The sequence below is a fragment of the Psychrobacillus sp. AK 1817 genome (genome assembly GCF_008807035.1).
GTDB classification, from domain to species: domain Bacteria; phylum Bacillota; class Bacilli; order Bacillales_A; family Planococcaceae; genus Psychrobacillus; species Psychrobacillus faecigallinarum.
This window is the reverse complement of the sequence record NZ_CP031739.1, coordinates 3,680,758-3,703,354: the sequence shown is the minus strand read 5'-3', so window position 1 is coordinate 3,703,354 and position 22,597 is coordinate 3,680,758. Positions and strand designations below refer to the sequence as shown.

The 22,597-nt window shown below is 38.1% G+C and carries 22 protein-coding genes; 11 read left to right on the top strand and 11 right to left on the bottom strand.

The window, feature by feature from the left end:
• Nucleotides 1-114: 114 nt before the first annotated feature.
• From D0S48_RS18485 to D0S48_RS18475, 3 genes are all read right to left on the bottom strand, one after another.
• Nucleotides 115-603, bottom strand: coding sequence for an MgtC/SapB family protein (locus tag D0S48_RS18485; RefSeq protein ID WP_144538689.1), 489 nt, complete (start codon nucleotides 601-603; stop codon nucleotides 115-117).
• 62 nt (nucleotides 604-665) lie between these two features.
• Nucleotides 666-1,016 (bottom strand): VOC family protein, encoded by a 351-nt coding sequence (locus D0S48_RS18480; RefSeq protein ID WP_151113264.1) that lies wholly within the window; start codon nucleotides 1,014-1,016, stop codon nucleotides 666-668.
• A gap of 65 nt (nucleotides 1,017-1,081) precedes the next feature.
• Entirely contained in the window at nucleotides 1,082-1,546 is a 465-nt protein-coding gene (locus D0S48_RS18475; protein ID WP_151113262.1) for an SAM-dependent methyltransferase, read from the bottom strand.
• Nucleotides 1,547-1,695: 149 nt separating this feature from the next.
• On the opposite strand from D0S48_RS18475, the gene D0S48_RS18470 reads away from it, so the two are divergent.
• Nucleotides 1,696-2,127 (top strand): GNAT family N-acetyltransferase, encoded by a 432-nt coding sequence (locus D0S48_RS18470; RefSeq protein ID WP_151113260.1) that lies wholly within the window; start codon nucleotides 1,696-1,698, stop codon nucleotides 2,125-2,127.
• Between the two features lie 785 nt (nucleotides 2,128-2,912).
• On the top strand, nucleotides 2,913-5,930 hold the full coding sequence (locus tag D0S48_RS18465; RefSeq protein WP_151113258.1) for an efflux RND transporter permease subunit: 3,018 nt from the start codon (nucleotides 2,913-2,915) through the stop codon (nucleotides 5,928-5,930).
• Between the two features lie 60 nt (nucleotides 5,931-5,990).
• On the opposite strand, the gene D0S48_RS18460 is transcribed toward D0S48_RS18465, so the two are convergent.
• Nucleotides 5,991-6,842, bottom strand: coding sequence for a hypothetical protein (locus D0S48_RS18460; RefSeq protein WP_144538699.1), 852 nt, complete (start codon nucleotides 6,840-6,842; stop codon nucleotides 5,991-5,993).
• 257 nt (nucleotides 6,843-7,099) lie between these two features.
• Here D0S48_RS18460 and D0S48_RS18455 point away from each other — a divergent pair, with 257 nt between their 5' ends.
• Both D0S48_RS18455 and D0S48_RS18450 read left to right on the top strand, forming a co-directional pair.
• Nucleotides 7,100-7,582, top strand: a complete 483-nt coding sequence (locus D0S48_RS18455; RefSeq protein ID WP_151113256.1) for an RNA polymerase sigma factor — start codon at nucleotides 7,100-7,102, stop codon at nucleotides 7,580-7,582.
• Nucleotides 7,572-8,459, top strand: a complete 888-nt coding sequence (locus D0S48_RS18450; RefSeq protein WP_151113255.1) for a zf-HC2 domain-containing protein — start codon at nucleotides 7,572-7,574, stop codon at nucleotides 8,457-8,459. The genes D0S48_RS18455 and D0S48_RS18450 overlap by 11 nt, the downstream gene beginning before the upstream one ends.
• A gap of 170 nt (nucleotides 8,460-8,629) precedes the next feature.
• Here D0S48_RS18450 and D0S48_RS18445 read toward each other — a convergent pair whose 3' ends face one another.
• From D0S48_RS18445 to D0S48_RS18430, 4 genes are all read right to left on the bottom strand, one after another.
• Complete coding sequence (locus D0S48_RS18445) at nucleotides 8,630-8,839, bottom strand: hypothetical protein (RefSeq protein WP_151113253.1); 210 nt, start codon at nucleotides 8,837-8,839, stop codon at nucleotides 8,630-8,632.
• Between the two features lie 132 nt (nucleotides 8,840-8,971).
• Nucleotides 8,972-9,511 (bottom strand): hypothetical protein, encoded by a 540-nt coding sequence (locus D0S48_RS18440; RefSeq protein WP_191963834.1) that lies wholly within the window; start codon nucleotides 9,509-9,511, stop codon nucleotides 8,972-8,974.
• Nucleotides 9,512-9,548: 37 nt separating this feature from the next.
• Nucleotides 9,549-10,067, bottom strand: coding sequence for a hypothetical protein (locus tag D0S48_RS18435; RefSeq protein ID WP_151113249.1), 519 nt, complete (start codon nucleotides 10,065-10,067; stop codon nucleotides 9,549-9,551).
• Nucleotides 10,068-10,231: 164 nt separating this feature from the next.
• Nucleotides 10,232-10,750 (bottom strand): hypothetical protein, encoded by a 519-nt coding sequence (locus tag D0S48_RS18430; protein ID WP_151113247.1) that lies wholly within the window; start codon nucleotides 10,748-10,750, stop codon nucleotides 10,232-10,234.
• Between the two features lie 145 nt (nucleotides 10,751-10,895).
• Here D0S48_RS18430 and D0S48_RS18425 point away from each other — a divergent pair, with 145 nt between their 5' ends.
• Nucleotides 10,896-11,468 carry a TetR/AcrR family transcriptional regulator gene (locus D0S48_RS18425; protein ID WP_151113245.1) on the top strand — a complete coding sequence of 191 codons (573 nt, stop codon included), beginning with the start codon at nucleotides 10,896-10,898 and terminating at the stop codon, nucleotides 11,466-11,468.
• 149 nt (nucleotides 11,469-11,617) lie between these two features.
• Entirely contained in the window at nucleotides 11,618-12,634 is a 1,017-nt protein-coding gene (locus tag D0S48_RS18420; RefSeq protein ID WP_225321647.1) for a zinc-dependent alcohol dehydrogenase, read from the top strand.
• An 81-nt stretch (nucleotides 12,635-12,715) separates the two neighbouring features.
• Here the strand turns inward: D0S48_RS18420 and D0S48_RS18415 are convergent, their stop codons facing one another.
• Nucleotides 12,716-13,555, bottom strand: a complete 840-nt coding sequence (locus D0S48_RS18415; protein WP_144538715.1) for a methyl-accepting chemotaxis protein — start codon at nucleotides 13,553-13,555, stop codon at nucleotides 12,716-12,718.
• A gap of 18 nt (nucleotides 13,556-13,573) precedes the next feature.
• Nucleotides 13,574-15,028 carry a benzaldehyde dehydrogenase gene (locus tag D0S48_RS18410; RefSeq protein ID WP_151113243.1) on the bottom strand — a complete coding sequence of 485 codons (1,455 nt, stop codon included), beginning with the start codon at nucleotides 15,026-15,028 and terminating at the stop codon, nucleotides 13,574-13,576.
• 1,686 nt (nucleotides 15,029-16,714) lie between these two features.
• Here D0S48_RS18410 and qoxA point away from each other — a divergent pair.
• From qoxA to D0S48_RS18385, 5 genes are all read left to right on the top strand, one after another.
• Nucleotides 16,715-17,671 carry a cytochrome aa3 quinol oxidase subunit II gene (gene qoxA / locus D0S48_RS18405; protein WP_144538719.1) on the top strand — a complete coding sequence of 319 codons (957 nt, stop codon included), beginning with the start codon at nucleotides 16,715-16,717 and terminating at the stop codon, nucleotides 17,669-17,671.
• 61 nt (nucleotides 17,672-17,732) lie between these two features.
• Complete coding sequence (qoxB, locus tag D0S48_RS18400; protein ID WP_144538721.1) at nucleotides 17,733-19,682, top strand: cytochrome aa3 quinol oxidase subunit I; 1,950 nt, start codon at nucleotides 17,733-17,735, stop codon at nucleotides 19,680-19,682.
• Complete coding sequence (gene qoxC / locus D0S48_RS18395; RefSeq protein WP_144538723.1) at nucleotides 19,679-20,275, top strand: cytochrome aa3 quinol oxidase subunit III; 597 nt, start codon at nucleotides 19,679-19,681, stop codon at nucleotides 20,273-20,275. Before qoxB ends, qoxC begins: the two co-directional genes overlap by 4 nt.
• Nucleotide 20,276: 1 nt before the next feature.
• Complete coding sequence (gene qoxD, locus D0S48_RS18390; protein ID WP_144538725.1) at nucleotides 20,277-20,558, top strand: cytochrome aa3 quinol oxidase subunit IV; 282 nt, start codon at nucleotides 20,277-20,279, stop codon at nucleotides 20,556-20,558.
• Nucleotides 20,559-21,657: 1,099 nt separating this feature from the next.
• Nucleotides 21,658-22,113, top strand: coding sequence for an AraC family transcriptional regulator (locus D0S48_RS18385; protein ID WP_151113241.1), 456 nt, complete (start codon nucleotides 21,658-21,660; stop codon nucleotides 22,111-22,113).
• A gap of 113 nt (nucleotides 22,114-22,226) precedes the next feature.
• Here D0S48_RS18385 and D0S48_RS18380 read toward each other — a convergent pair whose 3' ends face one another.
• Entirely contained in the window at nucleotides 22,227-22,460 is a 234-nt protein-coding gene (locus tag D0S48_RS18380; RefSeq protein ID WP_144538729.1) for a hypothetical protein, read from the bottom strand.
• Nucleotides 22,461-22,597: the final 137 nt, after the last annotated feature.

Below are 22,597 nucleotides of genomic sequence, written 5' to 3'. Positions count from 1 at the left end.
ACTTGTTTAATAAAGCTCAAAGAAAACGATAAGATATAAAAGTAGATAATGTTAATTGGTAGACGAGAGAAAAATTTAAACATTTCTATGTAAATAAATTTTTCTTTGTTTTCATTATTCACCATCGCTATCACTATCTTTATCATCAACTTCCTTTCCTCTTGGTGGAAGCATACCCATCTTCTCTAATAGTTTAGGTAGATTCATCGCTACAAACATAAAAACAACAGTAATTATTGCTAAGTCGTAAGCGCCATAGCCTATCGTTAAGCCAACGCAGGCAGTAATCCAAAGATTTGCTGCAGTAGTTAGTCCTCTTTTTACATTATCCTTGTCTACCCAAATAACCCCTGCTCCAAGGAACCCAATACCACTGATGACTTGCGCAGCTAAACGCATCGGGTCCATGTATGGCCCTTGGTTTAACGTGGATAAGCTCATGGCTAATGTAGAGCCTAAGCAAACTAAAATATGTGTTCGTATACCGGCAGGCTTATGCTTAATAGCTCTCTCCAGGCCAATTAGCAATCCGATAAACGTTGCAACAGCTAATCTAATGTACAAATCAACATGTGAGTTAAATAATGAAGTGATAAAATCCATTGAGCATTACCTCCCTTAACAGGTTAGTCTAATTCTACAGTATATTGCTCTTTGGAAAGTCTTTATTCCCAAAAACAGATCTGTGACTTGTTGCCATCTAAATCATATAGCTCAAAATAAGTATTAAGGCCATCCTTTTGTATCGACGACACTCGGACTCCGCGAGCCGAGAGTAGCTGATGGGTCTCATCAATGCTTGAAGAAAAGAAGATTGGATATGTAGCATTAACTTGTGCGGCCGGCTCTCCCTTTTCTAACGTCAATGGGACACTGCTCTCTCCAATTTTCAAAATAACGTAGTGGTCATCCTTGTAATGCTCCTCTAGTCCTAACATTTTCTGATACCAACGACTTGCCTTTTCAATCTCACGGACCTTTAAACAGACAGTATCAATTCGTTCAATTAAGCTCATAGTTTCTCCTCCCCAAAAAGATATTTTATGTTTTATTCGCGAAAGAACGCTCAATTCCTTTTAAGTTACTCCCAATAATTCGACATCAAGTCTGCTGACCAGTTTGGCTGTTTTACCTCTCCCTTTGGAAGAAATTCGTTCATGACAGGCTTAATGTCTAAAACCGGTGTTCCATCTATGGCATCCAACCCTTTTACAAAGATTGATAATCCCTCCCGTTTAATGAGTTCCACAGTAGTAAGCCCTATTTTATTTGGACGATTTTTACCACGTTGAGCGAATATACCAACCTTCGGGTAGTCCGTGTTATTTCTCGGATGCCTAGCAGTATATTGAATCTTATCGTCTGATACAAGGTGAAATAAAAAAATAATCTCTGCATGACTAAATGCGTCAATACCATCTAAACTTGTCACGTCCCAATCATTGTTCAATCTTATCTCAGATACTACTTGTCCCCAATAATCATCCTCCGGAGTTTTTCTAGTGTTATGTACCGTTCCAATAGAACTAACGTTAAATGTATTCATAATATTCTCCCCTTTATACAAGCATAGCAAATCATTCTTAAAGGAAACATTACTTATTTGTTATATGAGGTGATAGCTAATTCAAATGAGGACATTAAAGGATTCTCATTAAACCTTGTGGAAATAAATAGAATAAAGGGGGAAATGAAATGATCACACAAGCAACTAAAGAGGAAGTCGAATATATTCTTTCTCATGCAGTAAGCTCTACTTATGATGCAACTCAAATAGAAATTAGTGAAGAAAAGGCAGTCGCAATGCTCCAAGGAGTTTTAGATAAAGGAGGGTTCTACTTAATTGCCAAAGAAGAAGACGGTACCATTACTGGATGGATACTGCTAGGAAAAAACACAGATTACTTTACGGATCAAACATATGGTTTTATTTATGAAATTTATGTACTACCCGAGCACAGAGGGAAAGGTCTATCTAAGTTGCTAATAAACGAAGGAAACGCCTATTGGAAGAGCCAGGGCTTCGACGAGGTTCGTCTAAATGTCTTTGCCTCCAATTTCGCTAAGGAAATTTATAGAAAAATGGGCTTCGAAGAGGTCAACTTCATCATGAAAGCAAAGTTATAAATAGATTCAGTAATGACATACACACACCTATGGGGCTCTTGAATCTTTCAAGAGCTCTTTCCTTTGTATAGCAAGATTTATGACCGTTTGCAATAAAATTTTAGACAGATTATTCATGCAATCAATGCTAGACCGGCTCTATTTAGTGTTTTTTTATTTGAAAGCAAGCTCCAACATAGATATTTGAAGCAGAAAAACAAACTTATGACCGTTCAGAGTAGATTTATGACCGGATAGATTTTTTTATGACCGGATAGGAAAATTTATGACCGCATAAGCCGGATTTATGACCGGATAGAAAATTTTATGACCGTTCGCAATAAAATCAACCTTTTGGACAGATTCATCATGTAATTAAGGCTAATCTGGCCCTATTTAGTGTTTTTTAATTAGAAAGCAAGCTCCAGCATAGACATTTGAAGCAGAAAAACAAACTTATGACCGTTCGGAGCACATTTATGACCGGATAGGTTTTTTTATGACCGGATAGGAAAATTTATGACCGCATAAGTCGGATTTATGACCGCATAGAAAATTTTATGACCGTTCGCACTCATTTGCCCATTATCTCCCTATAAAAAACTCCTTCTTTAAGCCCTATAATCTTATCAGCCTCCAGACCTAGCAATAGTTAATCCTCTCGCTCAATGTGGAAATCATTTCTATTTTCTACAATGAAATGGTAAAGCAATGAAAGGAGTAACTAGCGCTGTAAATTAATTGAAAATTATAACATCAAGATGCACTCATACGTACTGTTCTTAATTCAAAGGAGGAGTTGGAAGATGTCGAGTTTTACCAGATGGGCATTTGGCAATAAAGCGGGTGTAGCGGTATTAACCGTTTTAGTATTAGTAATTGGAGTGTTTAGTTATTTTAGATTGCCGATGGAGTTTTTACCCTCTGCCGATAATCCGCAGGTAACCATTATCACTATGGGACCTGGTACAGATGCGAAAACGATGGAGAGCGAAGTGACCAGTCCTATTGAGAGGGCTGTTGTTGGATTGAACGGTAAGTCTTCGGTTTATTCTAGAACCGGGGATGGGTATTCCCATGTAGATCTTGTGTATGAATCTGGCTATGATATGAAACAAGCAAAACAAGAAGTGCAGGAGGCATTGACCCGTGTACCTTTGCCACCTTCTATATCCGAACCAGTTGTTTCCCAGCTTCACACATCCATGATCCCAATTATCAATATTGCGATCACATTTGAGGACGGCCTCACTTCTGAAAACATGGAGCTTGCGAAAAATGAGCTGAAGTCACGTTTTCAAGAGGTTAAAGGAGTTGCAAATGTTGATGTGTATGGGATTACTGAATCCACCATTTCGATTCGTTTAGATGAGGAAAAATTAGCGGATTATCAAATTCCTCTTCAATCGGTAATGACAATCCTCCAGGGGCAAAATACGGCTGTTTCTGTTGGTGAGAAAAATATCGATGGGAAGACGAGCAATATCAAAGTGATTGGTGACTTAACTAGCATAGAAAAGCTAAAAAATCTCTCGATAGTCCCTGATGTGACGTTAGGCGAAATTGCAGTAATTGAAGAGACAATTGACTCCAGCTTTATTAGTAGATTTAATGGCAAGGAAAGCTTAGATATAAGCATTACAAAGGATAGCACATCGAATGCTGTTACAATCAGCAAGGAAATCGAGCAAGTGACAAAAGAATTGAATGAACAATATAAGCAGCAGAAGTCTGTTATTTATGTATCCTCTTCTGATTTGGTTCAAAATTCTGTTCACACAATGATGAAAGAGGTTTTGCTTGGCGCACTTTTTGCAACCATAGTTATTATGATTTTCCTACGCAATATCCGCTCTACTTTCATAACAATTATTTCTATTCCGTTATCCCTTTGCTTAACGCTATTTTTACTCTGGATTTCGGGAGTTACGCTCAATATTTTAACACTAGGTGGTGTAGCTGTTGCGGTTGGCCGTTTAGTAGATGACAGTATTGTCGTTATTGAAAATATTTTCCGGAAGATGCAAACGGAGAAGTTTTCTGTTCAGATGGTCATAGATGCTACAAAGCAGGTAGGGGTTGCGATTACCGCATCAACGCTTACAACAGTGGCAGTATTCCTTCCTATGAGTTTATTGGATGGCACCCTGCAGGATTTCCTACTTCCGTTTGCTTTAACAGTAACCTATTCTCTATTAGCCTCCTTGTTAGTAGCACTGACTGTCGTTCCTATTATGAGCGCAGGCTTATTGAAAAACACGAAACTTCCGGAGCATAAACCCGCTGTCCGTTTTCCAAAGGCTGTAACCTGGTCTTTAAATCATAAGTGGGTTATCTTTGTAGTTTCTTTATTCCTGTTTGCTGGCTCAATTGGCACTTACCTTTTAATTCCTAAAGGAGCAGTGGATAATTCTTCTGCGGATTTTATTACGGCTTCCTTAAGCTATCCGTCTAATACACCTGTAGAGGAAGTTAAGGAAAAAACGATTGAAATGGAATCCCTTATTCGGGAGATGGAGGAAGTCGATTTTGTTTTTGCACAAGTTGGTACGCCTCCCGAAGCAGCACAATATGGATCTGTAGGATCTCAGACCGAGGCTCTTTTTAGCATTTTATTGGCTGACAAAAAAGATATAGAGAAGGTCATAGAGGCTATAGAAGAAAAACGCAGTCAGTTTCCAAAGGCTGAATTAGAAATTACTGCTGCTTCCTTTATGATGGGAGGAACTAGCACTAGTATTAACATTGATATTGTGGGAGATGACTTAGCAAGTCTGGAAAAGCTGGCACCAGTTATTCAAGAGAAGATAGAGCCTATTGAAGGAATCGAAAAGGTAACTACGAATCAGGATGAAAAGAAAACAGTACACTCCTTGGTAGTCGATTCATCTAAAGGAAACACCGAGCAAATTGCACAGCAATTAAGTGTTATGTTGAACAAGACACCTATCGGAACAATCCAGGTAGAGGATAAGCAAAAAACAGTTTTTCTAGAACCAATATTAGATACTAAAACACCAGAGGATTTAAAGGCTATCCAGATAATGACAAGCGACGGTCCTGTTCCTGTATCTTCTATAGCTACGCTACAAACTGAGCAACGCTACACTATTCAGCTGCATAAGGATGGGAAGACTTATCTCCGAGTAACGGCATCTGTGGATCCAGCTAAGCTTTCAGAGGTAGCAAGTGACATGAATATTGCTATTTTTGGAGATAAAGACAAGGAAAAAGGTATAGACATTCCAAAGGACACACAGGTTTTCATTGGTGGCTCCAGCAGTCAACAAGCAGAGGAATTTGAAGATTTATTTTTAATAATGCTCGTTTCTATTGGCCTAGTTTTTCTAATTATGGTCATTACCTTTAAATCTATAAGAACTCCAATTGCCATTCTTTGTTCCCTACCCCTAGCTGCAATCGGTGCAGTTTTAGGAATAGTGATTAGCGGGATTTCTGTAGATATCACCGCATTACTAGGTGCTTTGATGTTAATCGGAATTGTTGTTACCAATGCTATTGTATTATTGGACAGAGTAAAGCAAAATGAAAAAACCATGACCATTCGCGAGTCCTTAGTAGAAGCAACCTCTACAAGAATGCGACCAATATTCATGACAGCAATCGCCACTATATGTGCAATGCTTCCACTGTTGTTAAAGCAAGCGGAAACAGGTAGCCTTGTATCTCAAAGTCTTGCAATCGTTGTGATTGGTGGGCTTGCAATGGCAACGCTTCTAACCTTAATAGTTGTGCCATGTATTTATGAGCTACTCTATTATAGAAAATCTAAAAAGCAAAGAATGGCGAAAGAAAGAAGCTAAATATGTTAATCATAAATAAAACCAGATCTAGCTCAATGACTAGATCTGGTTTTATCTTTTTTATTTGAAAGAAATTAGTTCTCCCACAGTATTTCCATCATTACCTACTGCTTTAATAATTCCAACACCTGGAGCTAAATAAAACGTAACTCCATATTCTTTACTTTTGAATATGACAACATTTTGGAATGTCCCTGCTTTGACCTTTACAGTACTAGTTGTACTAATAACATCTATATTTTGTGTTACTCTGTTGTTTTCTTCATCATAGAAAATTTCTTTTGTTTGCTTGCCTTCAATTAGAGGAAATTCAATAGCAAATAATCCCCAATCTGTATGATTCACACCAAAAGAAAAAATCTGTTTACCTTCGACATTGTTAATCTCATTATACACATAACTCTCATATTGCTTACCTGGAACGGTTAAAATAGTTTGAATATAACCATCTTCCTTTATAACAGTAGTAACGAAATCTCTTTTAGTATTCTCTGTAAAACTTGGAGAATAAGTAAGCTTCATACCCGCTTTTGGGACTAGCCCACCGTTTACCTCTTTGTTAAGCAAAGCAAGTTTGCTTTTTGAAGGAGTTTCATATTTTACTTTTGACCCCTTTTGAACAAAGCTACTTGCACCTAATCCGTATAAGCCACCGTTTGAACTCTTATAGGTGTAGACTCTATATTCTTCACCTTTTTTAAGTGTTCTCACTTTGCTAAGTGAGCCATTAGCTCCGATTTTTACTAAGTCGGTGTCCGCTAGAATTGTTACTTTACCAATTTGTCCTACTTTTAGTTCCGTCTTACCCCACATCACCTTGTGTGTGGCTGCCTCTGCGGATGTATTAGCTGTCGCCGTAATTCCCAAAGCTAAAACACCTACTAGTACTGCTTTACTAAGTTTTTTAATCATTTTAACTCTCTCCCTTCCCTCTTATTCTATCAGAAAATAAAAAAATATAGTTGATATTGGTTAAATATAATAAAATTTGTAATTTTAAAATATTATTTTCATATATTTTCCATTTGTTATACAATAAAATCTTTTAAAATTCGTGTTTCCTAATTAACCCCTTTTCTCATGCTAAGATAGAGTATAAAAAATAAATTCTAAAAGTTTGTAACGAATTGATAATTTTATAGATATATAGGGTGAAAGGAGGTTGAACATTGGGGGAGCTTACGGAAATTTATAAGCAATATGCGGATGGTGTCTTTAAATATTTGATGGTTCTTTGCAACAATACAGACGTTGCAGAGGAGCTAACACAGGAGACTTTTTATCAGGCAGTTCGATCAATCGATAATTATAATGGTGAGTGCAAAATGTCAGTTTGGCTCTGTCAAATTGCCAAGCATACATATTATAAATACGTAGATAAGCAAGTAAAACAGCCAAAACAAGCCAATGCGCCAAACCATGTACCTTCACTCGAAAGCAACCTAATTGAGAACGAAAATAAAATTGCGCTTTATCGTACGATTCATTTGTTGGAGGAGCCATTTAAAGAAATTGTGCTGCTGCGTATGTTAGGTGGCCTAAGCTTTAAGGAGATTGGTGAAATACACAAAAAAAATGAAAATTGGGCAAGGGTTAGTTTTTACCGAGCGAAGTTAAAATTAAGGGAGAGAGGAATTTTAGATGAAGAATGAATGCTATATTGTACGTGATTTGTTACCCACTTACATAGATAAGCTTTGTAGTCTAGAGAGTGCAGAGTTTGTAGATCAACATATTGCCACATGTGACAAATGTACACAAATCGCAAAACAAATGCGTGCTGAATTCGATATAGATGAAAACGTGGACATAACGGCTAATATGGAACAAAAGAAACCATTAAAAAAACTTGCAAACTTTTTTAATGCACAAAGAGGTTATACAGCTTTTTTGCGTGCAGCATTTTGGATTTCACTCATAGTAACCGTTGGATTTTTCATATATTCTCTGAGTGTATTAAATGATATAAACGATGAACGAAAAGTAGCACGATCGGTTGAGCAGGAAAAGCAAGAGGTAATGGAACAGTCATTTGAAGTCTTGTCTACTAATCTAGATGAAACAGCACTTCAAAAAATATTTCATGAATATAGCGACCATCTGCAACATTTAGCCGTATTTTCTACCGATCACATAAATGATTTCACACTCATCAATGAAGGGATAACACATCCTTATTCTATTGATTTTTCTCGGCTAAAAGAAGGACCTTCTAACGCTTATCCCATTAATTATTCACAAGCGGAGTTAGTTGTTGGAGATGGTGGAACAGTTACAGAATTAATCATACCGAATGATTATGATATTGGTACTGTGGCAATGGCCAATGAAGAATGGATCGTACAATTTGAATATAAGGAAACATATTTAGATACTGTGGAAAGGGCACATCAATCTAAATATTATGGACCATCTAATTGGATAATCTTTCAGCTACCACTTATATTACTAGTCATCACATTGTTTATATTAGGGAACTGGGTCTTTCAAAAACGTATTACCAAACCAGTGAATAATATGTTGGACTAGTATGTAAAATTAGTAGACCCTCTTATTGCTAAATATATAATTTGCTTGATTGCAAAAATCAACTATCTGGAACACTTTTATTAATTGAAAAGTCAACTGCCTAGTAAATTATTGGATTTAATATTTTTACCATAAGAAAAGAGCTGTCCTAAGGGCAGCTCTTTTGCAAATTAACGTGATGGTTTAATTGGGGCACATTCCGTACAGTTTTTTTGATTACTTCCCTTAAACTTCGTAAATGTTTTTTCAAAAAGATTCCCACAGGAACATTTAAACTGTAATTTTTGGGAGAAACCTTTATATTCATTAGAAAGTAATTCACTTGTTGAATTCTTTTTAACATACTCACGGATTTCTTCAATCGTCCATTTTTTATTCATCATGACACCTCCGACATAGCTTCCGAATAGACATGCAGGAAGAAGCTTCGGAAACTTCCTTTCAATCGGGATCATCTGCTCCTAATCTACCTAAGGTCACTATTATAGCATAGGAATTGTTTCCTTTACCATTTACACTAGCTGAAATTCAGCGTCCTCGGGATACAACGAAACATAGTTATCCTGCTCCTGCTCGTAAGCAATTTCAACACCCTCTGTCAGTTCGTGTTCAGATAGCTTCTTCCAGATAGTGTTAAAGCCAATCTCTACATCTACGACAAAAATTGTAATTGTTCCTGCCCCTGCTCCGACCTCCAAACCACTTACATCCCCATTTCCTGTGAAAAGGAGAGCCTCCTCTATAATATCCTCTACATCAAAGCACTTTTTCTCTGTTGCTTCAAACTGAGCTTCATCAGCTTCTTCATAACGATACTGGACAACAAGTTTGTTCATGTCTTTGTCATTCACAAACTCATAGCCCTGATTGGCTTTTTCCTTGGCTAATTTTTTCACAATTTTTTTAGGACTTTCCCAAAACCTTAAGGACGGCCTCTCCTCTATTCCTTCTTTTCCTAATGTACCAGTTAAAATACTTAATGGAAATTTATAATTCCATGCCTGCCAATATAGCGTTTCCTTACCATTCTTCTTTATCATTCTTATCATCATCTTAACCGGTCCCCTTTGTTTTCCTTTAGATGTGCTTTTATGATTTAATATCCTTTACCATTACATCAATTGGCTCCCCACCATTGTCCAAAGATATTTGGTTAACGTTTATCAATTTCTGGGCTGATATTACTTGTCGAATTCTTTGAATGGCAATATCCATGTCTTCAACAAAGCAAGTGATAATAACCCTTGATTCGTCGTTAATATCAACACCATCCGGGAAGCCTATACTAGTTTCCATAAGCTCTTTCTCAATCATTTCATATAATTCGAAGCTAGCTTTTTTCAATACGTCATATTCACTTACTCCGTTATCATTGTGGATAACAATATCTATCGCTTCTTTTTCATCGCTATTTACGTAGCCTTGGCTTCGCTTTTCCTCTACCAATCTTTTCATCAGCTTGCTTCCATTGTCAAAAAGTTTAAGCTGGATTTCCTCGGACTCTTTGCTGAACCCAATAACTCCATATTCGACGCAAATTCTTTTCTGATGCTTCCACACTTTCCAATAATGCGTTTCATGAGCTAGCTTTTTGGACAGTTCATACATATAATAAAAACTCCTTTGTCGAATTATTAAATTATTAATAATATTATGATTATATCTTATTTTAATAGATTGTCGCTTTAAATTCCCTTCTACTAAAAGGACGGAAGAACAATTGTATTCATTATGTAAAAATTTATTCCAGTGTCCAACCAATGCTTAAACAATTAGTTTTTGGCTTGGTATGTATTTGCGCTTATGTAGTTTCCGTCATCTTGTAATAAAGAGATACTGCTCTCGTTTAATAGCTTCTGTTCAAGTAAAATCTTTTGTATTGCTTCAATACCTAAATCTTCATCTACTACAAAGAAATAAATAGTAGCTCCGCTCTCATTAATCCTGATCCCTTCCGTATAGCCTATACCTGTAGACAATAAACTATCATTTATCTTATCTTGTAAATCATAGCTTGCCTGTCTATAAGCTTCATATTCAGCTGCATCTTCACGATACGAAATATCCACCTTTATTTCCTTATCCTCATGGCATTGGACAAATCCTTGACTTTCTTTCTCCTCTACTAACCGTTTCATTAATTTATTGGCTCTTTCAAATAAACTCAGCGGTTGCTCCTCACTTTTATTGCTCACTCCTAGTACTCCATAGGTAAAATGTAGACTTCTTCCGGATTTCCACACCTCCCAGTAGTGTGTTTCATTAGGCAACTTTTTAAGCAGCTTATACATACTTCTCCCCCTAATCTAATTACGTATGTTAATTATATCTAACTTTCGGTATGGTTGTGGAATTCTTCTTTACAACTACTCGAGGATTTACTAGATGGAGTATAATATACACATTGATATTAACTTAGGTAAAGGGTGAATAACATTGCATGAATCGAACCCATTAGATCCACGAGTTGTTCGAACTAGACAGCTCATTAGAGATTCATTTCTAGAATTAGTGCAGGAAGTGGATTTCAATAAAATTACTGTAAATCTCATAACTAAACGTGCCGGTATTAATCGAGTGACCTTTTATTTACACTATAAGGATTTACCAGATATGGTGGAAAAGATGGTAGATGAACGAATTAAATTTATCGAAACTATCTTTCTGGATAAGTACGATGAACCTTACTCTCCAGGCTTCGAATTAGAAACATTAATAGAATTGCTTGAGCATATCGCCCAAAATGCTAAGCTCTTTAAAGTATTCCTAGTGACGAAGCACATTCCCAGCTTTACCCAGCAGCTCATGGAGTTATTGAGAAAGCTAATCCTTCAAAACAGCAACCAGGAGCAAGCCTTTCCTGCTATGGAGGACATTCCAAGAGATATTGCAGCCTGGTATGGAACCTCCTCTATGGTCGGAACAATTGCTCTTTGGCTCGGTGAGGATATGCCCTACACTCCCCAATATTTAGCTCAAATAATGGTCAAACTGAATCCTTTTCGCTAATTTCCCTATTAATTTCAATAAGATAAACTACATTATCTGACATTCTGTTGTTTACTTTACATATGTCTATATATTGTAGTTTGCGAAACGCTTTTTGCTCCTATACGATGAAATAGAATAGATTATAGAAGGAAAAAGGAGAGAATATTATGATGAAAGTAGCCATTTACCATGGGAAAAATGACGTTCGTGTAGAGGAAAGACCAATGCCAACAATCGGTAGCAATGATGTATTGATCTGTAATCTTCGCGGAGGTATTTGTGGTACAGACATCAACATCGTTAAGGTTGGATCTGAAATGGGCATTTCCTTCGGGGCTGAATTTGGTCACGAGATGGTTGGTGAAGTGGTAGAAGTAGGTTCAGAGGTTTCTTCTGATATTAAAATCGGTATGATGGTTGGAGTAAACCCTATCACTGCAAAACGTGCAGGAAGAAGAAAATCACTTGAATGTGGTGGATTTTCTCAATATGTATCGATTGAGGATGCTGCATTAAATGTGAACCTATATGAGATCGACCCTTCCGTATCTCCAGAGACTGCAGCCCTAATGGAACCAATGAGCGTTGGTCGTCACGGTGCATTCAGTGTAAATCCTACGCCTTCAGACAAGATTGTTGTGCTAGGTGCTGGAGCAATCGGACTTTCTGCTGCAGCAAGTCTACTCGCAGAAGGCATTCAACATGTATGTGTCGTAGATATCGATGAATGGCGTTTAGAAAAAGCAGCTGAGTTAGGGGCAGTTACAGTTAATACCTTAAACGAAGACTTGGCGGAAGGCTTGAAGAAACACTTTGGCGAGGTAAATGTATACGGACAACTGATGCCAGATGTAGATGCATTTGTAGATGCTGCAGGGGCACCTATTCTGTTTGAAAATGTGATGAAAATCGTTAAACCAAAGGCTAGAATTGCAATCATTGCTGTGTACAAGCAGGAGGTACCAGTAAGCTTATCTCAAATTATGTCCAAGGAAGTGCAAATCGTTGGCGCAAGCGGATACACACACGAGGATATTTCTAAAGTAGTAGAACACCTATCTAACCCAGCAACGAAAATTGGAACAATCGTTACACAAGTGTATAAGCTAGACGATATCCAGGAAGCATTTGATGTAGCAATTGCTGCAAAAGGTGCTATCAAGGTTATGGTAGATTTAAGTTAATAGCTTCGTAAAAGAGATCTCTCTTAAATCTAGCTTTTAAAAAAGAGCGAACCGTCATGAAGACAGTTTGCTCTTTTCATTTTAGTTATCTTGACTAAGTGATTCTTGTGCAAGTGTTGCTAGCTCTTGTGCCTTAGAGCTAATTTCTTGAATAGTTGCAGAAAATTCTTGAATGGAACCGGATTGGTTGTCAGTCAATGTATTTACCTCTGAGAAAGCTTGGTTCAACGTTAACAGAAGCCCTTGAATGTTTTTTGTTATGTCATTAATCTGATTTACATTTTCCTTCGAATTGGTTGCTAGCTTACGTATTTCATTCGCTACAACGGAAAAGCCCTTCCCTACATCCCCTGCTCTAGCCGCTTCAATCGCTGCATTTAAACCAAGCAGATTACTTTGGTCTGATATTCCCTTAACTACAGAAGAAATTTCACCGATTTGCTCTGCACTTGAGCTTACGGCTTTCATTTGAGACGTAATATCTGTCACTCGATCAGCAAGTGAAGTCACCGATTCACTTATATCTTCAATGCCTGCTGCTGTTTGCTCCACAATTACAGAAAAGCTTTCAGCCATTTCAAATAGCTTGTTTGCCTTTTCCAAGCTTGTTCCGATTCCTACACCGCCTATTACATTACCCTCATCATCATGAAGAGGTAGTGCACGAGCTATTAACGGAAATCCGAATAGCTCCTTCGGAAGGACTGCCGATAAAGGAGAATCGGTTCTAATCGCATTTGTTACGATATCCCCTTCCATTAATGGATCACCTGGGTTTACATTTAAAGCAAACGTTTTACCTGGTATATTAATGATCAGCTTCTCCGTATCGTAAATTCCAACAGTTATATCGTCCTGGACAAGCTCATTAAGCAATGGAGCAACTTTAACAAATGCTTTTATTAAATCATGTTCTGCCATCAATTTTCACTCTTTCTATTAATATGGTAGGTTTCTTTGACCGTAGTTCACTGAAATCCATTTTAATGTTGTAAATTCATCTAAGCTCCATTGGCCATTTAAGCGACCTAAGCCAGATTGCTTTTCACCACCGAAGGCTACAATCGGTTCATCATTAATCGTTAAATCATTAACATGAATCATCCCTGTGTGTACCTTCTTAGCCATTTCCACTCCTCGTTCTAGATTAGATGTATGAATAGCTCCACTTAGTCCAAAACGAGTATTGTTAGCAATATCAATTGCCTCTTCTTCTGTATCAAAAGGAATAACACATACTACTGGTCCGAAAAGCTCTTCCTGAGAAACACTCATGTCAGTCGTAACATCTGTTAAAATGGTTGGCTCTAGCAATCTTCCAGTAACATTCCCTTTAAGGTAAGGTGTAGCACCTTCTTCAATCCCTTTTTCGATCAAGGCTTGCAGGGTTTGGGCTTGGCGATCATTGATAACTGGCCCAATGATTGTTTCAGGATTTAATGGATCACCGACTTTAAGAGAAGAAACCTTTTGTGCATATTTTTCAATGAACTCTTTATAAATAGATCGTTGAACAAGAATTCTATTTGCTGACATACAAATTTGTCCTTGATGGGTAAATCTACTGAAAGTAGCAGCATTCACAGCATACTCGAGGTCAGCATCCTCTAAAATAATAAAAGCACTGTTGCCGCCTAGCTCAAGTAATGGCTTTTTGAAGTTTTTAATAGCTACCTGACCAATATAGCTTCCTACTTGTGTAGATCCAGTGAAGGAGATAATTCTTGGAATTGGGTGCTCCACAAATGCATCGCCAATTTCTTTGATATCTGTAACAACGACATTTATTAATCCTTTCGGTACTCCTGCTTCTTCAAAGATTTTTCCGATTAGCGTTCCGCCCATAATAGGTGTGTCATCATGAGGTTTTAATACGACACCATTTCCAGCTCCTAGTGCAGGTGCAACAGATTTCATCGATAAGAAGAATGGGAAGTTAAATGGGCTAATAACTCCTACAACGCCTGCAGGAATTCGGTATAATCTATTTTCCACGTCATCTATTGTAGAAGGTAGAATTTTCCCTTCCATTCTTAATGGGAAGGTAGCTGCCTCTTTAATGATGTTTTTAACAAGACCAATTTCGAATGCTGCCTTCAGTCTAGTACCACCTAATTCTTCCATAATAATAGAGGTGATTTCTTCCTCATGCTCTTCCATATATTTTACTGCATTTTCTAAGATATCACGTTTTTTATAAGGATTTACTTTGTCCCATTCTAGCTTCGCTGCATGTGCAGCCTTATATGCTAAATCTATATCTTCTACATTTGCTAGCTTGTATGTATTAATAGGCTTGTCATTGTAAGGGTTTGTATTATTTAACACGAGACTACTGTTTCCGTCTCTCCATTCACCAGCGATAAATTGTTTGCCTAACATTTCTAAGTTCATCTTTTTAACCTCCAGGATATTATTCTTATTAACTCTTTGATTATCGTCAGGATTAGTAAAATCTTTACTGAAATAGAAATGTATTGTGAATAATTTATCTAATAGTTACTGAAAAGTTTTAAAAATAGTCCCATACACCCATTCGATTCTTTCAGACAAACAAACATTATTACCTAATCTAATATATAAGAATAGCGCAAGAGTTATATCTGAGTTACTAAGAACTATTAATATAGATGGCTGATTTTCGCTTTAGGCGGTCGCTTTCCGTGGGGTGAGCGATAAGCCATCACCGTCGCTTACGCGTCGTTTGTGATGTCTTATCTGTCTCACTCATCCCACTGGAGTCGCCGCCTGACGCTTCAATCACAGGTGGAGGATGAATTAGATAAGTTAGAATGAAAAAAATTATACCGTTATATTTAGCTATTAAATCGAATTAATTTACACTTAAATTTTGAATATAGATGGTAGATTTCCGCTCTAGGCGGTCGCTTTCCGTGGGGTGCGCGATAAGTCATCACCGCGCTTACGCGTCGTTTGTGATGTCTTATCTGTCTCACTCATCCCACTGGAGTCGCCGCCTGACGCTTCAATCACAGGTGGAGGATGAATTAGATAAGTTAGAATGAAAAAAATTATATCGTTATATTTAGCCATTAAATCGGATTTATTTACACTTAAATTTTGAATATAGATGGTAGATTTCCGCTTTAGGCGGTCGCTTTCCGTGGGGTGAGCGATAAGCCATCACCGCCGCTTGCGCGTCGTTTGTGATGTCTCATCTGTCTCACTCATCCCACTGGAGTCGCCGCCTGTCGCTTCAATCACAGGTGGAGGGTGAATTAGATAAGTTAGAATGAAAAAAATTATACCGTTATATTTAGCTATTAAATCGAATTAATTTACACTTAAATTTTGAATATAGATGGTAGATTTCCGCTTTAGGCGGTCGCTTCAATAATAGGTAGAGGGTGAATTAGATAAGTTAGAATGAAAAAAATTATACCGTTATATTTAGCCATTAAATCGAATTAATTTATACTTAAATTTTGAATATAGATGGTAGATTTCCGCTCTAGGCGGTCGCTTTCCGTGGGGTGAGCGATAAGCCATCACCGCCGCGTACACGTCGTTTGTGATGGCTTATCTGTCTCACTTATCCCACTGACTGGAGTCGCCGCCTGCCGCTTCAATCAAGAGTTATAAAATATTATTTAGAATTCCATTAGATTGCTATGTAGATATAACTTTGTTAGTGGCATATTTAGAATTTTATTTACTATTTTGTGGTCCCCGCTAGTTATTTAATGCTTGTTCTGTTAATTTCAACCTGGCTACCAGTTTATGTCCTTTCTATCTCCAATAAGACTTCCTACAGATATCTAATTCTTCGTTTTAGAGCCTTTCCACGATAGAAATTGAACAACATCACTTGAAGAGTGCTGAAACAAAAAGTACAAAAGAACTAATTAACCCCATAATTATGAACGAAGTTGACACTTTCTTAAATATTTCACAATTGTGTTAAAGAACGTTCAAATCTTCTTGAACAATTCGTGAAGTCCGGTTTTTATATTCGTTTTTTTGAAGGCATGGTAATAAGATAGAGGCACAGAGATGAATTCTTTGAAAGCAACACTAGTTACCTTAGCTTTTTATAATAGATTGGAAAGGGGTACAACGATGAAATTAAAATTGAAGTGGGCTCTCTTGACGATGGTTTTCACTATTGTCACTGTATTAACAGGATGTGAGCCATTACTTGTTTTAGACCCTAAAGGCCCTCAAGCCGAGGCACAGGCAAATGATATTATGTTATCTATTTTCCTAATGTCGGGGATTGTGATTGTCGTTTTAGCTATCTTAGTTTTTGTGTTAATAAAATACCGTGCTTCTAAACAAAGCGAGGATTACGAGCCACCACATATAGAAGGAAGTCCGATTGTGGAAGCAATTTGTATCGGTATTCCTATTATAATAGTTATTTTTCTTTCAATCGTTTCTGTTAGAAGTAACTATATTGTAGAGTCGACACCTCAAGGCTATGAGGATCAGGAACCATTAATCATTTATGCATCTTCTTCAAACTGGAAATGGCATTTTAGTTATCCTGAACAAGGTATTGAAACGGTTAACTACTTATATATCCCAGCTAATCGTGCGATTGAGTTTAAACTATACTCCCACGGACCAATTACTAGCTTTTGGATTCCACAGCTAGGCGGGCAAAAGTATGCGATGTCTGATATGGTGACTACGTTACACTTAGCTGCCGATGTTGAAGGCGAGTTCATGGGCAGAAATGCGAACTTCAGTGGATCTGGATTTGCAGAAAACGTCTTTGATGTTACCTCTATGTCTAATGCTGATTTTGAGGATTGGGTAGAGGAAGTACATGAAACTGCACCTGCTCTTACAGAAGAGAAGTTTGAGGAATTATTAGAACCAGGTCATCTTGGCCGTTCAACTTATACAGGAACACATTTAGAATTCTCACCTGCTCCTAGTCATGACCATGGCGATAATGCAGAGGAATCTGAACACGAGCACCATGAATCAACTGATAAGGATGAGAAGTCCGAGCATGAGAATCATGGACAAACTAATGAAACTGAGGAATCAGATCATTCTCAGCATTAATTGAAGAATTACAAGATTACTATAGTAAAAGCTATAGATTCCTGAAAGGAGAAACAAAAGTATGGATTTCTTTGATCGCTTTGCCGTACCACATCCAAGCTTTTTGATATATGCATCCATGGTCGGAATTGGCCTTACGATGGTTGCAATAGTTTTAGGTATTACCTACTTTAAGAAATGGGGATACCTCTGGCGTGAATGGATTACTACAGTAGACCATAAGCGTATTGGTATTATGTACTTGCTTACAGCATTATTGATGCTGTTCCGTGGTGGCGTTGACGCCATTATGATGCGCTATCAGCTTTCGATGCCAGAAAACACATTTTTAGATTCGCAGCATTATAATGAAGTCTTCTCCACTCATGGAGTAGTAATGATTTTATTTATGGCAATGCCGTTTATCATCTTTTTCTTTAACTATGTTATTCCATTACAAATTGGAGCAAGAGATGTAGCGTTTCCACGTTTAAATGCACTTAGCTTCTGGCTGTTCTTTATGGGTATGGGATTATTCAACATTTCCTTCATCGTAGGTGGATCGCCTGATGCCGGTTGGACTTCTTATTTCCCGCTTGCAGGCAATGAGTTCAGTACATCTGTTGGTACGAACTATTACATGATTGCAATTCAAATAGCTGGTCTTGGTACATTGATGACTGGTATTAACTTTATTACAACTATCCTGAAAATGAGAGCACCTGGTATGACTTTAATGAAAATGCCAATGTTCACATGGTCAGCGTTTATCGCAAACATCATTATCGTTTTCGCTTTCCCAGTATTAACTGTATTACTAGCAATGGGAACAATGGATAGACTGTTTGGGACAAACTTCTTTACAACGGACAATGGCGGAATGGATATGCTCTGGGCTAACCTGTTCTGGGTTTGGGGACATCCGGAGGTATACATTCTAATACTACCGGCATTCGGTTTATTCAGTGAGATTATTTCAACCTTTGCTCGACGCAATCTATATGGCTATAAGTCAATGGTTGCTTCTATGGTAGTTATTTCTGTCCTATCCTTTGTCGTATGGGCGCATCACTTCTTTACAATGGGTCAAGGTCCATTATCAAATAGTATCTTCTCGATCACTACGATGGCGATCGCTATTCCGACAGGGGTTAAAATATTTAACTGGCTGTTCACCCTATGGAAGGGGAAAATCGAGTTTACGACACCGATGCTTTACTCCATCATGTTCATTCCACTGTTCACTTTAGGTGGGGTTACAGGGGTAATGCTTGCAATGTCAGCAGCTGACTATCAATATCACAATACGATGTTCTTAGTTGCCCATTTCCATAACGTAATTATCCCTGGTGTTGTTTACGCAATGCTAGCTGGTCTTACTTACTATTGGCCGAAAATATTCGGCTTTATGTTAAACGAGCGACTAGGAAAATGGACTGCATGGTTATTATCCATCGGTTTCGTACTAGCCTTCATCCCAATGTATATTACGGGATTAGACGGTCAAGCGCGTCGTATGTACACTTACTCTGAGTCTACAGGTTTCGGAATGTGGAATATGGTTTCCTTCGTTGGAGCAGGTATTATGGCAGTAGCCTTCGCGTTACTTGTTTATAACATCTATTACAGTATCCGTTATGCTTCTCGCGATATTGGGGATGACCCATGGGATGCACGATCACTGGAATGGGCTACACATACACCAGTACCTGAATATAATTTCGCTGTTACACCTCAGGTCGAGTCTACACAAGCGTTTTGGGATTCTAAGAAAAACGGTCATGAAATATTCAAAGGAAAAATCGAGAAAATTCACATGCCGAATAATAGCGGTTTACCATTTATCATGAGCTGTATCTTCTTTGCCCTTGGGTTTGCAATGATCTTCAGCATATGGCCACTTGCCATCGTTTCATTGATTGGTATTTTAGGTTGTCTAGCATACCGTTCATTTGAGCAGGATCATGGAAGATACATTTCGGTAGAGGAAATCGAAGAAACGGAAAGAAAATTGCGAGGTGCTAAAAAATGAAGGTAGATAAGTCACTTCCACTTGAATACAGCACAGAGGAAAACAGCTTAAAAGTCTTGGGCTTTTGGATTTTCCTCGGGGCGGAAATTATGCTTTTCGCAACACTTTTCGCCTCCTACTTCACCTTAGAGAATCGCATAGGTAGCGGTCCCTCTGGTGCAGATATTTTTGAAATAACACCAGTGTTAATTGAGACACTTTTACTTTTAACGAGTAGCTTTACAATCGGACTTGCCATTCATGCAATGCGAATGAACCGTACAAAAGCTACAATGGCTTTCTTTGGAATTACACTTCTTCTAGGAGCTGCTTTCCTAGGAGTGGAGATTTACGAGTTTACACACTATATACATGTTGGAGCAGGACTTCAAACTAGTGCCTTTACGGCGATTTTATTGACGACGTTAGGGACACATGGTTTGCACGTAACATTTGGTTTCTTCTGGGGATTGTTCATTCTCCTACAAATCAAGAAGCGTGGTCTAACTCCGGAAACTGCTAATAAGTCATTTATTTTCTCTCTATATTGGCATTTCCTAGATGTGATTTGGATTTTCATCTTCAGCTTCATCTACTTGAAAGGAATGATGTAATATGAAAGAATTATTCCCTCTCAAGCAAGTAATGGGCTTTGCATTTTCATTGGTCCTAACAGCAGTAGCATTATTGGTGTACTTTATGGATATGTCCTTTGGAGTTGGAATGACTATCTTACTGCTGACTGCGTTTACCCAGGCCGGTTTACAGCTAGTGGTATTCATGCATGCTGGCGAAACGGATGATAAAAAATCCATTTATGTCAATGTCTATTACGGCTTATTGCTCGCATTATTAACGATTTTAGGTACGTTACTTGTAATGGTGTGGGATATGTAATAACGAAGAAGAGCGTCTATTAGGCGCTCTTTTTTTGTTGCTGATAAAGATGGAAAGATATAAGAATAGATGACTGATTTTCGCTTTAGGCCGACGCTTTCCGTGGGGTGAGCGATAAGTCATCACCCGTCGCTTACGCGCGCGGTTGTGATGGCTTATCTGTCTCACTCATCCCACTGGAGTCGCCGCCTGTCGCTACAATCATAGGTTGTGTGACGAGAAAGTAGTTAGGATAGATGGCTGATTTCCGCTTTAGGCGGACGCTTTCCGTGGGGGAGTGATAAGCCATCAAACGTCGCTTACGCGCGCGGTTGTGATGGCTTATCTGTCTCACTCATCCCACTGGAGTCGCCGCCTGCCGCTTCAATCATAGGTTGTGTGACGAGAAAGTAGTTAGGATAAAATCAAATTCAGTTTGGGCAGTTTGTATCAAAAATAAATCTCAAAAAATTGATGGCTGATTTTCGCTTTTAGGCGGTCGCTTTCCGTGGGGTGAGCGATAAGTCATCACCCGTCGCTTACGCGCGCGGTTGTGATGGCTTATCTGTCTCACTCATCCCACTGGAGTCGCCGCCTGTCGCTGCAATCATAGGTTGTGTAGGAATAGAAAGTGATTTGAAAAAAAGCTTGCTAAACTATCTAAACGGTTACTTGAAAAGAATGAGAGAGATGGTTGATTTCCGCTTTAGGCGGTCGCTTTCCATGGGGTGAGCGATAAGCCATCACCCGTCGCTTACGCGCGCGGTTGTGATGGCTTATCTGACTCACTCATCCCACTGGAATCGCCCCCTGTCGCTTCAATCATAAAGGGTATGCTAGGAAAATCTTTTAAGGATAAGCAAACTAAATTGGATAGGATGTATCAAATACACCTCATTATAAGTCTCAAAAAATAGATGGTTGATTTCCGCTTTCGGTGGCCGTGTTCCGTGGGGTGAGCGATTAGCCATCAACTGTCGCTACAAACAATAAAGTGAGCAATTTTCATTTTTTGTAGGTAAATTGCTGTTTATAAAATTAACTCGTGTATATATTTTTTAAGCATGTTACATTCGAAATGTACCAAACAATTCCAAAAGAAGAAAGGAAGTAAGAATCGATGAAGTTTGAAGTTGAAACACTACCTAACTACCGCTTGGCTTATGTACGACGTGTTGGTCCATATGGTTCTGCAAATATTGAAGTTATGCAGAAGTTAAAAAAATGGGCTAAAGAGAAAGAGCTTTCGGGAACTATACTTGCTATCCAACAAGATAACCCTACGACAACACTTCCCGAAAACTGTAGATTTGATGCTTGTTTAGTGATTTCAGAGGATTATCAAGTGGATGATTCGATTTGCGAAGGTGAACTAGCTGCAGGAGAATACCTTGTTTACAAGGTTAAACATACAGCCGAGGATATTCAAATAGCATATGCTAGCATTTTTCCTTCTTTACAAGGCAATGGATATCAAATTGACAACAAACCCATTTTAGAAAGGTACACGGAGGATATGGTAAACAACCATTATTGTGAAATATGTGTACCGGTAAAACCATTACAGATTGGTTAAGAAAGTTGTGCCTTTCTTGACGTGCGCATGAGGAGTCACTACTTACACTTAACCAATAAAAAAAGGCATCTAGAGCTGTTTCTCTAGATACCTTTTTGTCAGAGAGTATTTTATTAGATGCTCTCTTTTTTCAATTGTTTGGAGTTCAAAATCATTTCCTCTGAAGCAACTAATATCATCCCAATAATAAATGTGAAGACTGCTCCCATGACGATTCCGATTCCAACGCCCATAACTGTACTATACTCACTTATTAATGTTCCATATAAAAAGACAGCAATTCCTATAGTTAACAAGGCTGCACCTACAATTTTTGTAGCGTGTAACATTTTTACGTATGATTCCATTCGAAACACCCCTCTTAACCTATATTATTCACCTCGTTCACAATTTTGTCAATACTTTTTGTCAGAAATGTGAACGACTGTGAAAAGTTAGAGGTCCCTTCTTCCCCAATTTTATGCTTCCTCTCTAGCTTCTATTA

What these genes read in the sequence shown, in the direction of transcription:
- D0S48_RS18415 (WP_144538715.1), bottom strand. Translation starts at nt 13,555, where the DNA reads ATGGCAGAACATGATTTAATAAAAGCATTTGTTAAAGTTGCTCCATTG.
- D0S48_RS18410 (WP_151113243.1), bottom strand. Translation starts at nt 15,028, where the DNA reads ATGAACTTAGAAATGTTAGGCAAACAATTTATCGCTGGTGAATGGAGA.
- qoxA (WP_144538719.1), top strand. Translation starts at nt 16,715, where the DNA reads ATGAAATTAAAATTGAAGTGGGCTCTCTTGACGATGGTTTTCACTATT.
- D0S48_RS18470 (WP_151113260.1), top strand. Translation starts at nt 1,696, where the DNA reads ATGATCACACAAGCAACTAAAGAGGAAGTCGAATATATTCTTTCTCAT.
- D0S48_RS18380 (WP_144538729.1), bottom strand. Translation starts at nt 22,460, where the DNA reads ATGGAATCATACGTAAAAATGTTACACGCTACAAAAATTGTAGGTGCA.
- D0S48_RS18450 (WP_151113255.1), top strand. Translation starts at nt 7,572, where the DNA reads ATGAAGAATGAATGCTATATTGTACGTGATTTGTTACCCACTTACATA.
- qoxD (WP_144538725.1), top strand. Translation starts at nt 20,277, where the DNA reads ATGAAAGAATTATTCCCTCTCAAGCAAGTAATGGGCTTTGCATTTTCA.
- D0S48_RS18475 (WP_151113262.1), bottom strand. Translation starts at nt 1,546, where the DNA reads ATGAATACATTTAACGTTAGTTCTATTGGAACGGTACATAACACTAGA.
- D0S48_RS18485 (WP_144538689.1), bottom strand. Translation starts at nt 603, where the DNA reads ATGGATTTTATCACTTCATTATTTAACTCACATGTTGATTTGTACATT.
- D0S48_RS18435 (WP_151113249.1), bottom strand. Translation starts at nt 10,067, where the DNA reads ATGTATGAACTGTCCAAAAAGCTAGCTCATGAAACGCATTATTGGAAA.
- D0S48_RS18480 (WP_151113264.1), bottom strand. Translation starts at nt 1,016, where the DNA reads ATGAGCTTAATTGAACGAATTGATACTGTCTGTTTAAAGGTCCGTGAG.
- D0S48_RS18465 (WP_151113258.1), top strand. Translation starts at nt 2,913, where the DNA reads ATGTCGAGTTTTACCAGATGGGCATTTGGCAATAAAGCGGGTGTAGCG.
- D0S48_RS18445 (WP_151113253.1), bottom strand. Translation starts at nt 8,839, where the DNA reads ATGAATAAAAAATGGACGATTGAAGAAATCCGTGAGTATGTTAAAAAG.
- D0S48_RS18440 (WP_191963834.1), bottom strand. Translation starts at nt 9,511, where the DNA reads ATGATGATAAGAATGATAAAGAAGAATGGTAAGGAAACGCTATATTGG.
- qoxB (WP_144538721.1), top strand. Translation starts at nt 17,733, where the DNA reads ATGGATTTCTTTGATCGCTTTGCCGTACCACATCCAAGCTTTTTGATA.
- qoxC (WP_144538723.1), top strand. Translation starts at nt 19,679, where the DNA reads ATGAAGGTAGATAAGTCACTTCCACTTGAATACAGCACAGAGGAAAAC.
- D0S48_RS18385 (WP_151113241.1), top strand. Translation starts at nt 21,658, where the DNA reads ATGAAGTTTGAAGTTGAAACACTACCTAACTACCGCTTGGCTTATGTA.
- D0S48_RS18420 (WP_225321647.1), top strand. Translation starts at nt 11,618, where the DNA reads ATGATGAAAGTAGCCATTTACCATGGGAAAAATGACGTTCGTGTAGAG.
- D0S48_RS18430 (WP_151113247.1), bottom strand. Translation starts at nt 10,750, where the DNA reads ATGTATAAGCTGCTTAAAAAGTTGCCTAATGAAACACACTACTGGGAG.
- D0S48_RS18460 (WP_144538699.1), bottom strand. Translation starts at nt 6,842, where the DNA reads ATGATTAAAAAACTTAGTAAAGCAGTACTAGTAGGTGTTTTAGCTTTG.